This is a genomic window from Streptacidiphilus jeojiensis, from assembly GCF_042510965.1.
GTDB classification, from domain to species: domain Bacteria; phylum Actinomycetota; class Actinomycetes; order Streptomycetales; family Streptomycetaceae; genus Streptacidiphilus; species Streptacidiphilus jeojiensis.
The window spans coordinates 256,990-273,420 of the sequence record NZ_JBEUKS010000001.1; the positions used below are offsets into that span (position 1 = coordinate 256,990).

The window sequence follows — 16,431 nt, forward strand, 5'->3', positions numbered from 1 at the left end:
GGTCGCGCGACTACTTGCCGGTGCGGGTGACGGTGACGGTGACGGTGTGAGTTCCGGGCTGCACTCCGTGCAGGGTGAGGTAGCCGTTCTGGAGCGTGGCGTCCGGACCGGTGGCCCCGGTGCCGTTCCAGACGGTGCGGCCGTCGATCCGGACCACGGCGCTCCCGGTGACCGGCACCGCGACGTCGCCCGTGGTCCCCTTGGGGGCGGTGAGGGTGAGCGAGAACTGCTGGGCTCCGCTGCCGCGGACCCAGCTGACCTGCAGCGGGCCGTGCGGGGTGGGCAGCTGGCCGCGGGCCCAGGTGACCGTGCCGGGGTGCGGCTGGACGCTCCAGGTGCTGAAGCCGGGGCCGGTGGGGGTGGCGCCGAGCAGGTCGTTGGTGAGCGCCGGGACCACACCGGTGGACCAGCCGTGGGCGGCCGAGGTGTAGGCGCCCTCGTAGAGGGATCCGCCGGCGCCGATGCCCTCCCAGTCGGTGGTGCCGGGGCCGTGGCCGGCCATCCAGCCGTAGAGCCGCTTGATCTCGTCGATCGCGGAGTCGGCCTGGCCGCTGAGGAAGCGGGCCTGGATGTCGGGGTAGGAGGTGAAGGCGTAGACCCGCTGGGTGCCGTCGGAAACCAGGGTGTCGTTGTCCATGAAGGAGTTGCCGTAGGGCAGCGCGGTGTTCCGGGCCAGGTAGTCCAGGGCGGAGGTGGCCTGGGCCTGGTCGGCGACCCCGGCCAGCACGGCCAGTCCGTTGCCGTCCTGGGCGTGCCGGACCGGACCGGTGGCGGAGTCCAGGTAGGCGCCGGTGCTGCTGTCCCACAGGTGCGCGTTGACGGCGGTGCTGACGGTCTGTGCGCGCTGCGTCCACCGGTCGGCGTCGGCGGTGCGGCCCAGCGAGGTGGCCAGCGCGGCGGCGTCCTTGAGGGCCTGGACGTACAGGGTGTTGTAGTAGGTGACCTCGCCGGTGCGCGGCAGGAAGGCGTAGTCGCCGTAGCCGCCGGTGCCGTTGAGCCCCTTGGAGAGCAGGCCGTTGGCGTCGGTGACGCTGGGGTACCAGCTGTCCAGCACCTTGACCAGGTTGGGGTAGTAGGTCTGCGCGTAGGCGGTGTCCCCGGTGTAGAGGATGTAGTCCCAGCTGCTGGTGACCCACCACATCGGATAGTCGAACAGCGGCAGGGTGTAGTTGTTGATGGAGGCCGGCGGGATCCAGCCGTCGGAGCGCTGGTGGTCGGCCAGGTCGGCGAGCACGTTGCGGGCCGCGACCGCGGTGTCGTGGGTGAGGTAGGTGGTGCGGCCGGAGACGGCGATGTCGCCGACGTAGGGGTCGCGGTCGCGCTTGGCGCCGTCCTGCAGCACCAGCTTGCCGTCCAGGCCGGTGCTGTCGGCCCCGCGCGGGTCCACGTCGCCGGGCCGGAAGGTGTCGGTGACCAGCTCGTTGGTGTAGGAGGCGTCGTACCAGTACTGGTTGAGCTGCTGGTCGGAGGACTCGAACCAGCCGGTGTAGCTGGAGGGCGTGCCCAGGAACGGGGTGAAGTCCAGCGACACCCCGTTGATCTTCACAGTGCCGTTGGCCTGGGTGTAGGGCGCGTCGGCGGGCAGGGCGTCCAGGCTGATCTTCAGGTAACGGAAGCCGTGCAGTCCGTCGGAGCACACCTGACTGCCGGTCAGGCAGGTCTTGCTGTCGGTCCAGACGCCGCCCTGCTGGGGCACGGCGTACTGGTCGGTGCCCGGTCCGCCGCTGACGTCGGAGCGGGTGAAGTCGGAGCGGTCGCTCAGGTACTGCAGGGTCTCCGAGAAGGCGAGCCGGACCCCGGGGTTGTTGCCGGACGCGCCGGCGAAGCTGATTCTGGGGTAGCCGACGACGACCTTGCCGAAGTCCAGGGTGATGCTCGGCGCCGGCGGGTCGGCCACCACACCGGGCCAGACCTCGTTGATCCGGGTGTACTCGCCCTTGGAGCTGGCCTGGTCCTTGCTGACATTGATGCGCACCTGCGTGGTGGTGACCGGCGTGGTGAAGCTGACGGCCCGTTGGACCTCGGTGTTGCCGGTGACGGTGGCCTGGGTGGTCCAGGTCGAGCCGTCCCAGGTCTGGACGGTGAAGTCCTGCGGGACGCCGTCGCTGTTGGACAGCACGGTGATGCCGGGCAGGGTGACCGCGGTGGGGCTGGTGATCTGGAGCCAGGCCGGGTAGGTGGCGGCGTCGGCGTCGTTCCAGAAGGTGTCGGTGTTCCCGTCGACCGCGTTGCCGGGGACGTAGGTCCGCGGCTTGCCGTCGTTGCCCTGGTTGCCGTCGTGGTACGAGGACGCGGTGGCCGTGGTTCCGCTGGGCCAGGCGGGCTTGGCCGCCGGGGCCGGGCGGGTCAGCACGGCGGTGCCCTTGCCCAGTGCCCCGCTCGGGTGGGTGACGTTCCCGGTGGTGCTGACGATGGAGACCGGCTGCACCGAGCGGCCGGCGGGTGCCTGGACGTACTTCTGCCAGTCCGGCGACGACGAGGGCCGCGCGCCGCCCCCGACGGTGTTCGCGGAGGCCGGTCCGGAGACGGCGAAGGTGGCGGTGAGGGCGGCCACGACGGCGATCGCCTGGGCGGTGCGGGCCGTGTGTGCGGGGAGGCGCAGGGTGGGCATGGTGGCTCCCGGGAGCTCGGTCGGCCGCGGGTCGCGGACGACTGGGTGGGGTGGTGGTGGGGGTATAACGATTCAAAACAGAGGCGGGAATTTCGGTGGATTCCGATGCCCCGGCGGCGTTCCGGGGCTACGGGGTGAGTTCGGCGACCCGGGTGTAATTGCCGTTCTGCGTCTGCGAAGCAGTGACGACCAGTCGGACCTGGGAAGCGGTGACCGGGGCGTCGAACGGGATCCACCGGTCCAGCTCGGTGTTGCCGTTCACCTGCGCCTGCGTGGTCCAGGAGCTGCCGTCCCAGGTCTGCACGGCGAAGTCGGTGGGCACGCCGTCGACGATGGAGGAGAAGCCGACCCCGTGCAGCGTGACCGGCGAGGGGGCGGTGACGGTGAGCGTGTCCGGGAACTGCCCGGCGGTGTCGTCGTTCCAGAAGGTCGCGGGGTCGCCGTCGATGGCGTTGGCCGCGTCGTAGCTGCGCTGCTGTCCGTTGAAGACATTGGGGGCGTGCGCGCTGGACGCCTCGGCGGTGGTGCCCTGCGGCCAGGTGCCGAACACCAGGACCGAGGTGCTGACCTGCGCACTGGTGCGGCCGGCCGCGGCGGTGACGTCGATGGACCGCGGTCCGCCGGCGGCGTCGTCCGGTGCGTGCACGGTCAGTTGGACCACCGTGTCGGTGGGTCCGTCGCGGGTGTCCAGGGTGAAGCTCGCCGGGTCGGCGGTCCACCCGGTCGGCAGCTTCGCGGTGACCTGTCCGTGCAGGACGCTGTCGCCCTGGGCGCTGACGGTGACCGGAAGCGTCAGGGCCTGGCCGGCCCGCAGCGGGGCCGTCGGCGTGGACGTCGCGGCCACGCTGATCGCGGTGGGCACCGGGGCCACCGCCTGGCTGCGGACGCTCGCCCGGGCGGGGAGGCCGTTCAGGACCACGTAGCCGCCTTCCAGGTGCGCCCCGTAGCCGAGTGCCGTCCAGCCGTTCCAGACCCGCTTGCCGTCCACGGTCACCTGCGTCGGGGCGCCGAAGGTGGGCACGTCGACCTCGTCGACCGCCGCGGTCGGCGCGTCGATCTGCTCGGTGAAGCTGCGCCGGGCGACGTCGTGCTGCCAGGCGAGCCTGATGTCCCCCAGCGGGGTCTTCAGGGAACCCTGGGCGTCGGCGAGGTCGCCGGGCTGGGGTTTCAGGGCGTAGCCGCCGGTGACCGACCGGGGGCTGATGCCCAGGACGTCGAAGGTCAGCGCCGAGGTGGGTCCGGTGGCCCAGCCGTGCGAGGCGCTCATGTAGGCGCCGCCGTAGCCGAACTGACCGTTCGCCAGATAGCCCTCCCAGAAGGTGCTGCCGGTGCCGAGCGGGGAGTTGAGCATGTAGCCCCACTCGCGGCGGATCAGGTCCAGGGCCCGGGTGGCGTCGCCGGCCTGCAGGTGGGCCTGGATCTCCATGGAGCCGGGGAAGGTGGCGATCTCCGACCCCTTCTCCGGGGTGGTCGCGCCGTAGGCGTTCCAGTCGGTGGTGAGCGAGGCGCTGACGCGCTTGGCGCGGTCGCCCGGCGCCAGTCCGAACCAGACCGCGGCCGAGTTGCCGTCCTGCGGGTGCAGGGCGCTGCTCGGATTGTCGCGGTACTCCCCCGCGGCGTCGTCCCACAGCAGTGAGTTGACGGCCGACTTGACGGTGTCGGCGGCGGTCTTCCAGGCGGAGGCGTCGGTCTGGTCCCCTTCGGCGCCGGCGAGCGCGGCGCCGGTGGTCAGGGCCTGGTAGAGCAGTGCGTTGGCCTCGATGTTCTCCCCGCCCTGGTCGCTGCGGGCCCAGTCGGCGGTGCCGGTGACCGACATCAGCCCGTCCGGCTGCACCTTGGCGAGCGAGAAGGCCAGCGCCCGACGGTAGTTCGCCCACTCGCTGTCCAGCCAGGTCCCGTCGTGCGAGTACTGGTAGTAGTTGGCCGTGCCGATCAGGGTCCACAGGTGGTAGGTGTCCGAGCCGTAGAAGTTCACCTGCGGTCCGGCGAAGGGGAGTTCGCCGGAAGCTGCCTGGTGCTGGTACAGCGTGGTCAGCGCGTTGCGGGTGGGGGTGAGGTCGCCCAGCGAGGCGTACTCGGTGGGCACGGACACGCCCAGGTCGCCCGGCCAGACCGTGCGGTCCCGCTTGGCGCCGTCGACCAGCACGGTGTCTCCGGTGCCGACGGTTCCGGTGTTGTTCCAGCCCTGGGCCGGCGGGCCCCAGACCCGGCCGGTGCTGGGGGCGATGGTGTTGGTCTGCACGGTGTAGGCACCGGCGTACCAGATGCGGTTGAGCAGCGGGTCGCTGGAGTAGAAGTAGTTGTCGTAGTCGCGCAGGTTCGCCATCGTGGGCGCGAAGCTGACGGCGAGTGAGACCTGGTCCAGGGAGATCGGGCCGTCGGTGGCGGCGAAGAGCGTCAGATAGCGGAACCCGCCGCGCAACGAGGCCTGCGGCGCCGTCCAGTTCGATCCGGGCGTGGCATCCGCGTAGATCGCGCCGTCACTGCCGGAGCCGCCATTGCTGGCGTCGCTGTCGGGGCCGATGTACTGCGAGGACTCGCTGAAGGCGAGGCCCAGCCGCTGTCCGGCCCCGGCGCCGGTGAAGTGCAGGCTCACCAGTCCGCCGACCTCCTTGCCGAAGTCCAGCGTGATCGAGGACCCGGCCCCGGTGAGCGTCACCGGTCGGCCGCGCAGCACGGCGGAGGCGCCGCTCAGGGTGCCCGTGGTGCGGGTCACCCGCACCGGGGTGACGGTGCGGGTGGCGGGCGCGAGGTTGTAGGCGTCCCACGGACGGGCGGCCGGTGCGGCCGCGGCACTGGCACTGGCACTGGCACTGGCCCCGGCCGTCGGCAGCGCCGCCGCGGCCAGCCCGGCCAGGGCGACGGCGAGGGCGATGCGGTGTCTGCGATTCGGACGGCGGAGAACGCGCTGAGGCGTCGTCATACGTGCTTCTCCAGACTGGGCGCACTGACGAAGAATGTGTGAAACGTTTCATTCATATGACACGAAGGGAATCTATGAGAGCGCCCTGTGAGGCGTCAATAGATCGGACTCGACCCGTGGCGCGCGAGGGTCAGGACGGTCGCCGCTGGCTCAGCGAGGAGCTGCGCACCACCAGCTCGGGCTGCAGCACCACCCGCTGGTGCCGGTGCTTGCCGGCCTCGTCGTCGGTCTCCTCCAGCAGCAGTTCGGCGGCCATCGCACCCATGGTGAGGGCCGGCTGCCGGACCGAGGTGAGCGGGACCGCCGCCGCGGCGGCGAACTCGATGTCGTCGTAGCCGACGATGGCCAGCTCCCCCGGCACGCTGACGCCCGCCGCGTAGAGCGCCTGCAGCATGCCCAGGGCCAGCAGGTCGTTGGCGCAGAACACCGCGGTGGGGCGGCTGGTGAGCCCGAGCAGCCTGGCACCGGCGTCCCGTCCCGCGGCGACGTTCAGCCCCTCGGTCGGCAGGTCCTGCAGGGCTTCGGGGGGCAGGCCCGCCTCGGCCAGCGCGGCCAGCGCGCCCAGCCGGCGGTCCTTGATCTGCTGCAGATGGCCGGGGCCGCTGACGTAGGCGATGGAGCGGTGTCCCTCGGCCAGCAGATGACGGACCGCCAGGGTCCCGCCGGCCACGTCGTCCACCGAGACCGAGCACTCGGCCGAGCCGGCCGCCACCCGGTCCACCAGCACGAAGGGGATGTGGTGGCGGCGGAAGGACTCCAGGTTGCGTCCGCTGGCGTCAGCGGGCGTCAGCAGCACGCCGCGCACCCGCTGCTCGGCGAAGAGCGAGAGGTACTCGGCCTCCTCGGCGGCGCTCTGGCCGCTGTTGCAGACCATCACGCCGAGCCCGGCCGCGCGGGCGGCCCGCTCGGCGCCGCGCGCCACGTCCACGAAGAAGGGGTTGCCCATGTCCAGGACCAGCAGCGCCATGATCCGACTGCGGCCGGCCCGCAGCTGCCGGGCCGACTCGCTGCGCACGTAGCCCAGGCGTTCGATCACGGCCTGGACCCGGAACCGGGTCTCCTCGGAGACCATGTCCGGCCGGTTGATCACGTTGGACACCGTGCCCACCGAGACCCCGGCCTGCCGGGCCACGTCCTTGATACCGACCATCTGTGCCACGCGCCCGTCCTGCCGCCTCACGCCGACACCGGAGGGATTCCGACCTCCGGTGACTGCTCATCGTATGGGGTCGCACCCGTGGCCCGGGTCCCGCCGCCCCGGTGGAGCGGCGGCGCCCGAGCCGCGGGCGGGTCCGGTCAGAAGTGGAACTGGTCGATGTTGGCCGCGGTGAAGACGGTCGGCGCGCCGAGCACCACCACGCCCTGGGCGCCGATGGTGAAGCTGCCCAGGTCGCCGGCCTTGAAGCTCTGCCCGGTCGCGCCGGTGATCTGGCCGGAGGCCAGGGCGGTGGCCGCGTAGGCGGCCAGGCTGCCGAGCTTGGCCGGGTCCCACAGCTCGAAGCCCTGGACCGTGCCGTTCTTGACGTAGGCGCGCATGTCGTTGGGGGTGCCCAGGCCGGTCAGGGTGACCTTGCCCTTGTACTGGGAGCCGGACAGGTACTGGGCGGCGGCCTTGATGCCGACCGTGGTCGGGGAGATGATCCCCTTCAGGTTGGGGTACTGCTGCAGCAGGCCCTGGGTCTGCTGGAACGAGGTCTGCGCGTCGTCGTTGCCGTACGCGATCTTGACCAGCTTCATCTTGGCGAACTGCGGCTTCTTCAGTTCGTCCTTCATGAAGCCGATCCAGGTGTTCTGGTTGGTCGCGGTCTGCGCGGCCGACAGGATCGCGATGTCGCCGGTGTAGTTGAGCTGCTTGCCGAGCAGGTCGACCTCGCTGCGGCCCAGCGCCTCGGAACTGGCCTGGGAGATGAACAGCTGCCGGCAGTCCGGGTTGGTGTCCGAGTCGTAGGTGACCACCTTGATGCCGTTGCTCATGGCTTGCTTGAGCGCGGTGCACAGGGCACCGGGGTCCTGGGCGGAGACCGCGATCGCGGACACCTTCTGCTGGGTCAGGGTGTTGACGTAGGAGACCTGCCCCGCGGTGTCGGTGCCGCTGTTGGTGCCGACCTCCTTGTAGCTCTCGCCCAGGGTGGTCAGCGCGGCCTTGCCGCCGTTGTCGGAGATGGTGAAGTAGGGGTTGTTGACCTGCTTGGGCAGGAAGGCGACGGTCAGCCCGGTCTTGGTGGGCGCGTTCGGGTTGGCGGAGGAGCCCGCCGCGGCGGCCGGCGCCGAGGAGGCCGCCTTGTCGGTGGAACTCTTGGTGGTGCCACCGCAGGCGCTGAGTCCGAGGGCGACGGTGGCAGTGACGGCCAGGGCGACGCCGAGACGGCCGGCGGGGGCGATTCTCTGGGTCATGGCGGGGTTCCTCTCGCTGCCGCGGCAGCACATGGGCAGGCTGAAGCCTGGGTACGGGTTCGGGCCGATCGGGTGGGGTGGGGCCGGGCGGATCAGGGATGGAGGACCGGTGCGGGGATCAGGTACCACCGGCCGGTGCGGTCGCCGCAGCGGGCACCACCGGGGCGGTGAGGGTGCGCCGTCGGGCGCGGGCCACGGACAGCTGCCGGGCCACCCTCGGGCCGAGGACGGAGACCACCAGCAGCACGCCGGTGACCACGATCTGGGACTGGGCCGAGACGTTGACCAGGCTCATCACGTTCTGCAGCGCCCCCAGCAGGAACACCCCGGCCACCGCGCCGCCCAGGGTGCCCCGGCCGCCGTCGAAGTCGATCCCGCCGAGCAGGACCGCGGCGACCACGGAGAGTTCCAGCCCGGTGGCGTTGTCGTAGCGGGCGCTGGCGTAGTGCAGCGCCCAGAACACTCCGGTCAGCGCGGAGACGAAGCCGGTGGCGACAAACATGGAGAGCTTCAACCGCTTGACCCGCACCCCGCTGAAGCGCGCCACCTCCTCGGAGGCGCCCACCGCGAACAGCGAGCGTCCGACCGGGGTGGCGTGCAGCACCACCGCCGCCAGCAGGAGCAGCACCGCCCAGGGGATCGCGGCGTAGGGGATGAAGGTGCCGGCGATCCGCCCGGAGCCGAAGTCCAGGTACTGCTGCGGGAAGTCGGTGACCGAGTTGGCCCCCAGCACGATCTGGGCGATTCCCCGGTAGGCGGCCAGGGTGCCGATGGTGACGGCCAGTGAGGGCAGTCCGAGCCGGGTCACCAGCAGGCCGTTGACCAGTCCGCAGACGACCCCCAGCAGCAGGCAGATCGGGATGATCGTCTCGATGGGGTAGCCGGCGTTCCACAGCGCGCCCATGACCGCGCCGGACAGTCCCGCGGTCGAGCCGACCGAGAGGTCGATCTCCCCGCTGACCACCAGCAGTGTCATCGGCAGCGCGATCAGGGCGATCGGCAGGGTGTTGCCGATCAGGAAGGACAGGTTCAGCGCGTTGCCGAAGTTGTCCACGAAGGAGAACGAGCACACCAGCAGGACCAGCAGCAGGGCGCCGACGACGGTGTCCCAGCGGACCATGTCGCCGAGTCGGGCGGAGCGCAGTCGGGCGGTGAACGGTGCGGTGGTGTCAGCCATGGCGGGCGCTCCTTGTCTCCGCTGCCCTCTTGCGCAGGATGCCGGCGACCCGCAGGGCCAGGATCCGGTCGACCGCGATGGCGACGAGCAGCAGGATTCCGTCGATGGCCTGGACCCAGACCGAGCTGACGCCGATCGAGGGCAGGACGCTGTTGATGGAGGTCAGCAGCAGGGCGCCGAGGGCCACCCCGTAAACGCTGCCGGAGCCCCCGGTGAAGGCCACGCCGCCGACCACCACCGCGCTGACCACGGTGAGTTCGTAGCCGCTGCCGGTGCCGGAGTCGACGTTGCCGAAGCGGGCCAGGTAGAGCGCGCCGGCCAGTCCGGCGAGCGCGCCGCAGGCGATGTAGGCGGCCAGGATCCGCTTGCGGACCGGGACGCCGGCCAGTCCGGCCGCCTCCGGGCTGGAGCCCAGGGCGTAGAACTCGCGGCCGCTGCGGTAGTTGCGCAGGAAGTAGGCGACGGCGACCAGGACCGCTGCGGCCAGGACCGCCAGGTAGGGCAGGGCGGAGAGGCCGTTGTGGCCGAAGTCGATGAAGCCGGTGGGCAGCACCCCGGCGGTGATCTCCCGGGAGCCGATCCAGATCGAGTCGATGCCGCGGATGATGTAGAGCGTGCCCAGGGTGACCACCAGGGCCGGGACCTGACCGATGCTCACCAGCAGGCCGTTGAGCAGGCCGAACCCCGCGCCCAGGGCGACCGCGAGCACCACCGCCAGCAGCGGGTTGCCGCCGCCCTGGAGGAAGTCCCCGGCCGCGAAGGCGGTGATGCCCAGCACCGAGCCGACCGACAGGTCGACGTTGCGGGTGATCACCACCATCGCCTCGCCGACCGCCACCAGCACCAGGATGGTCGCGTTGAGCAGCAGGTCCTTGATCCCCTGCTGGGACAGGAAGGCGCTGTTGTCGATCTGGGTGGCGGCCAGCATCAGCACCAGCACCGCGAGGATGGCGAGTTCGCGCATCTTCAGCACCCGGTCCAGCAGTCCCCGGCTCGCCGGGACCGCGACCCGCACGGGTTCCATGGTGGTGGTCATGCCGCCCTCCCGGTGACTCCGGTGGCCGCGGCCAGCACCGACTGCTCGGTGGCCTCGGCCCGGTCGAGTTCGGCGGCTATCCGCCCCTCGTGCATGACCAGCACCCGGTCCGCCATGCCCAGGATCTCCGGCAGGTCGGAGGAGATCATCAGCACCGCGACGCCCTGTCCGGCCAGCTGCGAGAGCAGCCGGTGCACCTCGGCCTTGGTGCCGACGTCGATGCCGCGGGTGGGCTCGTCCACGATCAGCACGGTCGGGGAGGTCGCCAGCCACTTGGCCAGCACCACCTTCTGCTGGTTGCCGCCGGACAGGGTGCCCACCAGGTCGCCCAGCCGGGCGTACTTCACCTGGAGCCGGACCGCCCAGTCGACGGCGCGGCTGCGCTCGCTGCCCCGGTTCATCACTCCGGCGCGGGAGGTGGCCCGCAGTCCGGTGAGGCCGATGTTGCGTTCGATGGACATCCCCATCACCAGCCCCTGGGCCCGGCGGTCCTCGGGGACCAGGGCCAGTCCGGCGGCCATGGCCAGGCTGGGGGCGCCGGGCTTCAGCGGCTTGCCGGCCACCTCGACCTCGCCGCCGTCCCAGCGGTCCACGCCGAACACGGCGCGGGCGACCTCACTGCGGCCGGCGCCGACCAGGCCGGCCAGGCCGACGATCTCGCCGCCGCGCACCTCGAAGGAGACGTCGGTGAAGACCCCCTCCCGGGTGAGCCGGCGCACGCTCAGTGCGACCGCGCCGACCTCGGCGGGGAGCTTGGGGTAGAGCTCGTCCAGGTCGCGTCCGACCATCCGGCGGATCAGGTCGTCCTCGCCGAGGCCGGCGACCGGCTCGGTGGCGATCCAGGCGCCGTCCCGCAGGGTGGTGACCCGCTGGCACAGCGCGAAGACCTCCTCCAGCCGGTGCGAGATGAACAGTACGGCGGCGCCCTCCTCGCGCAGCGAGCGCACCACGCCGAACAGCCGGGCCACCTCGCTGCCGGTCAGCGCCGCGGTCGGCTCGTCCATGATCAGCACGCGGGCGTCGAAGGAGAGCGCCTTGGCGATCTCCACCAGCTGCTGGTCGGCGATCGACAGTCCCCGGGCCGGCTGGTCCGGGTCCAGGTCCACGCCCAGCCGGCGGAACAGGTCGGCGGTGGCGGCGTGGACCGCGCGGTGGTCCACCCGGCCGAAGGAGCGCCGCGGCTGACGACCCATGAAGATGTTCTCGGCCACCGACAGGTCCGGGAAGAGCGTCGGCTCCTGGTAGATGACGGCCACACCCGCGTCCCGGGCGTCGGCCGGACCGTGGAAGACGACGGGCTCGCCGTCCAGCAGCACGGTGCCCTCGTCCGGCCGGTGCACCCCGGCCAGGGCCTTGATCAGGGTGGACTTGCCGGCGCCGTTCTCGCCGGCGAGGGCGTGTGCCTCTCCCGCGAACAGCTGCAGGGAGACTCCGCGGAGGGCTCGGACGGCGCCGAAGGACTTGCTCACCCCCTCGAGCGCGAGGACCGGGACCGGGTCCGGTTCGGGGTGGGTCATGGATGGTCTCCTGGCTCTCCGGGCTACTGCGACCCGGGCTGTGAAATGTTTCAAAGGAGTTGCCGCGAAGTTAGCTTCGGGCTGTGGGCGCGTCAAGGGATGTTGGAAGCCCCGGTACGGCAGGTGCGCGGCCCGGGGCGGCCCGCTGGGGTCGGAAGACTGACTCCGACCTGCGCGATTGCCTGTGCACGGGGGTGCTTTCAAGGATTGACACGATTCAATAACGCCGCCTGCCTGCACCGCTCCACTTGCTCCGCGGGCGGGAGTTCCACTGCAGCCCCGGGAATCCCGGCGCCGGTTCATCAAGCAGCTGAATTGAAACGTTGAAAGCCGAAGCGGTGGCGTGGACAAGGTGTCGACCGGCCTCAGCCGACCAGGACGACTTCCAGGGTGCGGGGGCCGTGCACGCCCTCCACCCGGTCCAGTTCGATGTCGCTGGTGGCCGAGGGCCCGGAGATCCAGGTCTGCGGCCGGGACGGGTCCAGCCGGGGCAGGGCCCGCGGCACCGAGGCGACCACCTGGTCGGCGGCACGGACGACGCACAGATGGTGGTCCGGGACCAGGGTGAGGGCGCGCCGGCCCTGCCCGGGCCCGGCGTCCAGGACGATGGTGCCGGTCTCGGCCACGGCCAGCGCACACCCCGTCAGCACGCTGTCGACGGCGTCGAGTCGATCCGGCGCCAGCGGCGGGTGGTCGCGCACCCGCTCGACGGCGGTACCGCTCAGCCAGTCCTCCGGGACGCCGTCCGGTACCAGCAGGGTCCGCGAGCCGCGCTCGGTCAGGATCCGGCCGATGACCGCCGGAAGTTCGGCCCCGGTGCAGCGGTGCACCACCACGCGGTAGTCGGCGAGGTTCGCGGCCAGCAGGTCCAGCAGCCGGGCGGGGTCGTCGGGTTGGTGACTGTCCCGGTAGTCGCGCAGCACCGGGGGCGGTTCGGCGGCGTCCTGGACGGCGGCCCGGATCCGGGCCAGGATCCGCTCGCGGGACGAACCCTTCGCGGGTACGGTCATCGGCTCTTCCTCCACCAGTCGCGGAACGGGGCCTCCGGCAGTTCGGGCAGGTCGCGGCTGTCGGTCCAGGCCCTGGCCAGGGCGGTGGGCAACCGTCGGGGGTGCAGCCCGCGGGTCCTGGACGCCCAGCGCTCGACCGCCCCCAGCGCCGCGGGGTGGTCCAGCAGCCAGCTGCCGGCCCGCACCACGGCACGCTCGGTCCGATGACCGGGGCCGTCCCGCTCGACCACCTGCTCACGCAGGTGGACCAGGACTTCGGGGATGTCGATGGCGACCGGGCAGACCTCGTAGCAGGCCCCGCACAGGGTGGAGGCGAAGGGCAGCGAGGCGTCGACGGCGCTGGCGGTGCCGCGCAGCTGCGGGGTGAGGATGGCCCCGATCGGGCCCGGGTAGACGCTGCCGTAGGCGTGGCCGCCGGCCCGCTCGTAGACCGGGCACACGTTCAGGCAGGCCGAGCAGCGGATGCAGCGCAGCGCCTGCCGGCCGACCTCGTCGGCCAGGGTGTCGGTGCGGCCGTTGTCCAGCAGCACCAGGTGGAAGTCCCGGGGGCCGTCGCCGTCGCTGGTGCCGGTCCAGAAGGAGGTGTAGGGGTTCATCCGCTCGGCGGTGGAGGAGCGCGGCAGCAGTTGCAGGAACACCTCCAGGTCGCGCCAGGTGGGCAGGACCTTCTCGATGCCGACCACCGAGATCAGCGTCTCGGGCAGGGTCAGGCACATCCGTCCGTTGCCCTCGGACTCGACCACCACCAGGGTGCCGGTCTCGGCGACCATGAAGTTGGCGCCGGAGATGCCCACCTTGGCGCGCAGGAACTTCTCCCGCAGGTGCAGCCGGGCCGCCTCGGCCAGTTCGGCCGGGCTGTCGCCGAGCCCCTCGGGGGCCGGGCGGCCCCACTCCCCCATCTTCGCGGCGAAGATGTCGCGGACCTCGCCGCGGTTGCGGTGGATCGCCGGGACCAGGATGTGCGAGGGCCGGTCCTCGCCGAGCTGGACGATCAGCTCGGCCAGGTCGGTCTCGTAGGCGGTGATGCCCTCGGCGGCCAGCGCCTCGTTGAGCTCGATCTCCTGGGTGGCCATCGACTTGACCTTGACCACCTCGCTCTCTCCGGTGGCCTTGACCAGGTCGGCGACGATGCGGTTGGCCTCGGCGGCGTCGGCGGCCCAGTGCACCGTCCCGCCCGCGGCGGTGACGTTCTGCTCCAACTGGACCAGATAGCCGTCGAGGTGACGCAGCGTCCGGTCCTTGATCCGCTTGCCGGCCTCGCGCAGCTGCGCCCAGTCGTCGAGCTCGGCCACCGCCCTGGCCCGTTTGTCGCGGATGGTGCGGGTGGCGTGGGTCAGATTGGCCCGCAGCCGGGTGTCCCTGGTGGAGGCCTTGGCGGCCTGCGGGAAGGACGGCATCCCCAGATAGGTGTCGCTCATGCGCTGCTCCTCGCTCTGGGGGCCGCCCAGCCGGCGCCGGTCGGGTCGGCCCGGGTGCAGGCCAGGATCTCGGCCAGGTGCACGGCGCGCATCGGCGCGTCGGCCCGGCGCAGGGTCCCGCCGATGTGCAGCAGGCAGGAGTTGTCCGCCCCGCACAGCACCTCGGCCCCGGTGGACAGCGCGTTGCGGACCTTGTCGGCGCCCATGGCGGCGGAGACGTCGGGGTTCTTGACGGCGAAGGTGCCGCCGAAGCCGCAGCACTCCTCGGCGCCCGGCAGCTCGACCAGTTCCAGCCCCTCGACGGCTTCCAGCAGCCGCCTGGGCCGGTCCCCCAGCCCCAGCATCCGCAGTCCGTGGCAGGACGGGTGGTAGCTGACCCGGTGCGGGTAGTAGGCACCGACGTCGGTCACCCCGAGGACGTCCACCAGGAACTCGGTCAGTTCCAGTACCCGCGGCGCCAGTGACGCGGCGGCCCGGGCCAGGCCGTCGCCGCGGCCCTCGGTCCGGGCCCTGGCGCCGATCCTGGGGTAGTTGTCGCGCACCATGGCCGTGCAGGACCCCGAGGGGGTGACCACGTGGTCGTAGCCGGCGAAGGCCTCGGCCATCCGCCGCACCAGCGGTTCGGTGGCCCGCCGGTAGCCGGTGTTGTACTGGGGCTGGCCGCAGCAGGTCTGCGCGGCCGGGAAGTCGACCTGCACGCCGAGCCGCTCCAGCAGTGCCACCGCGGCCTGTCCGGTGCGCGGATGGATCGCGTCGTTGACGCAGGTCGGGAAGAGTGCGACACGCATCGCGGCTCCTTGGGACGGTGGGCGTCCGGTCGTTGGGGTGCTGTCGTCGGGTCCTTCAGACCAGGCCGACGCGGGCGGCGGCCGCGGTCCAGGCGGACCGGTTGCCGCGCGGGGTGTAGTGGCGCAGCGGCTGGGTGTCGGCGACCAGGCGGCGCATCCCGGCGCGGTCGTGGACCAGGCCGTGGGCACGGGCCTGGACCAGGACGTTGCCCAGTGCGGTGGCCTCGCTGGGTCCGGCCACCACCGGCAGCCCGGCCGCGTCGGCGGTGAACTGGCACAGCAGGTCGTTGCGGCTGCCGCCGCCGACCAGGTGGACCACCTGGATCTCGCGCCCGGCCAGGGCGGCTGCCTGGTGCAGGGTCCGGGCGTGCGCCAGGGCCAGGCCCTCCAGGATGGTGCGCACCAGGGAGCCCTGGTCGGCCGGCGGCCGCTGCCCGGTGCGCTCGCAGTAGTCGGCGATGCGGGCGGGCATGTCGCCGGGGGCCAGGAACTCCGGGGTGTCCGGGTCGATGACGGCGGCGAACGGTTCCGCGGCGGCGGCCCTGGCCAGCAGCGGTTCCAGCCGGTGCGGCTCGCCCCGGGCCTGCCAGCTGCGCTGGGACTCGCTGAGCAGCCACAGGCCCATGATGTTGCGCAGGTAGCGGACGGTGCCGTCGATGCCGAGTTCATTGGTGAAGTTCGCGGTCCGGGAGGCCTCGCTGAGCACCGGGGCCTCGAGTTCCAGCCCGGCCAGGGACCAGGTGCCGCAGGAGACGTAGCCGAAGTCGGGTCGGTCGGCGGGGACCGCCACCACGGCTGACGCGGTGTCGTGGGAGGCCACCGCGGTGACCGCGGTGCGCTGCGGCAGCCCGGTGGCGGCGGCCGGTCCGGCCAGCAGGGTTCCGCAGTCGTCGCCGGGACGGCGCAGTTGCGGGAGCAGCGCGGGGTCCAGGCCCACGGCTCCGGCCAGCGCGGGCGACCAGGCATCGGTGCGGGTGTCGAGCAGGCCGGTGGTGGAGGCGTTGGTGGCCTCGGCGCCGGTCCGGCCGGTGAGCCAGTAGGTCAGCAGGTCCGGGATCAGCAGCAGCTGACGGGCCGCCAGGGCCTGCGGCGTGCCGGCCTCGGCGGCCAGCTGGTAGAGGGTGTTGAAGGGCAGGTGCTGCAGTCCGTTGGCGCGGTAGAGCTCGGCCGCGCCGATCTGCTCGCGGACCCGGTCGGCGACGGTGTCCGTGCGCTCGTCCCGGTAGTGGTACGGATTGCCCAGCAGCCTCCCCTCGCCGTCGAGCAGTCCGTAGTCCACGGCCCAGCTGTCCACCCCGATCGAGGCGATCGGCGCGGACCTGGCGGCTTCGCGGAGCCCGTCCAGCACCCCCTGGTACAGCGCGAGGATGTCCCAGTGCAGGCCCTGCGGCAGCCGTACCGGGGTGTTGGCGAAGCGGTGCACCTCCGTCAGGTCGAGCCGGCCGGGCCCGACCCGGGCGAGGACCACCCGGCCGCTGGTGGCGCCGAGGTCGGCAGCCGCGAACACGGCCGGGGGTGCGGAGGACGAGGAGGTGGGGTTCACACGGGCAACCTGGA

General features: G+C 72.0%; 11 protein-coding genes. All 11 read right to left on the reverse strand.

Annotated elements, in window-relative coordinates; all coding sequences use genetic code 11:
• Positions 1-10 precede the first annotated feature (10 nt).
• The 11 genes from ABUW04_RS01230 to ABUW04_RS01280 all read right to left on the reverse strand — a co-directional run bounded on the left by ABUW04_RS01230 (position 11) and on the right by ABUW04_RS01280 (position 16,417).
• Positions 11-2,611: an alpha-L-rhamnosidase-related protein gene (locus ABUW04_RS01230; protein ID WP_380561792.1), complete on the reverse strand. Its 2,601-nt coding sequence runs from the start codon at positions 2,609-2,611 to the stop codon at positions 11-13.
• Positions 2,612-2,738: 127 nt separating this feature from the next.
• Entirely contained in the window at positions 2,739-5,534 is a 2,796-nt protein-coding gene (locus ABUW04_RS01235; protein ID WP_380561795.1) for an alpha-L-rhamnosidase-related protein, read from the reverse strand.
• A gap of 130 nt (positions 5,535-5,664) precedes the next feature.
• Positions 5,665-6,693, reverse strand: coding sequence for a LacI family DNA-binding transcriptional regulator (locus ABUW04_RS01240; protein WP_030252876.1), 1,029 nt, complete (start codon positions 6,691-6,693; stop codon positions 5,665-5,667).
• Between the two features lie 137 nt (positions 6,694-6,830).
• Positions 6,831-7,928 (reverse strand): rhamnose ABC transporter substrate-binding protein, encoded by a 1,098-nt coding sequence (gene rhaS / locus ABUW04_RS01245; RefSeq protein ID WP_380561797.1) that lies wholly within the window; start codon positions 7,926-7,928, stop codon positions 6,831-6,833.
• A 118-nt stretch (positions 7,929-8,046) separates the two neighbouring features.
• Positions 8,047-9,105, reverse strand: a complete 1,059-nt coding sequence (locus ABUW04_RS01250; protein WP_380561799.1) for an ABC transporter permease — start codon at positions 9,103-9,105, stop codon at positions 8,047-8,049.
• Positions 9,098-10,141, reverse strand: a complete 1,044-nt coding sequence (locus ABUW04_RS01255) for an ABC transporter permease (protein ID WP_380561801.1) — start codon at positions 10,139-10,141, stop codon at positions 9,098-9,100. The genes ABUW04_RS01250 and ABUW04_RS01255 overlap by 8 nt, the downstream gene beginning before the upstream one ends.
• Positions 10,138-11,658: a sugar ABC transporter ATP-binding protein gene (locus ABUW04_RS01260; protein WP_030252883.1), complete on the reverse strand. Its 1,521-nt coding sequence runs from the start codon at positions 11,656-11,658 to the stop codon at positions 10,138-10,140. Before ABUW04_RS01260 ends, ABUW04_RS01255 begins: the two co-directional genes overlap by 4 nt.
• Positions 11,659-12,023: 365 nt before the next feature.
• A complete protein-coding gene (locus ABUW04_RS01265; protein WP_380561803.1) occupies positions 12,024-12,668 on the reverse strand; it encodes a LutC/YkgG family protein in 645 nt (214 codons plus the stop codon).
• Complete coding sequence (locus ABUW04_RS01270) at positions 12,665-14,086, reverse strand: lactate utilization protein B (RefSeq protein ID WP_380561805.1); 1,422 nt, start codon at positions 14,084-14,086, stop codon at positions 12,665-12,667. The genes ABUW04_RS01265 and ABUW04_RS01270 overlap by 4 nt, the downstream gene beginning before the upstream one ends.
• Positions 14,083-14,874, reverse strand: a complete 792-nt coding sequence (locus ABUW04_RS01275) for a (Fe-S)-binding protein (protein WP_380561807.1) — start codon at positions 14,872-14,874, stop codon at positions 14,083-14,085. The genes ABUW04_RS01270 and ABUW04_RS01275 overlap by 4 nt, the downstream gene beginning before the upstream one ends.
• Before the next feature lie 55 nt (positions 14,875-14,929).
• Positions 14,930-16,417 carry a rhamnulokinase gene (locus ABUW04_RS01280; RefSeq protein WP_380561809.1) on the reverse strand — a complete coding sequence of 496 codons (1,488 nt, stop codon included), beginning with the start codon at positions 16,415-16,417 and terminating at the stop codon, positions 14,930-14,932.
• Positions 16,418-16,431: the final 14 nt, after the last annotated feature.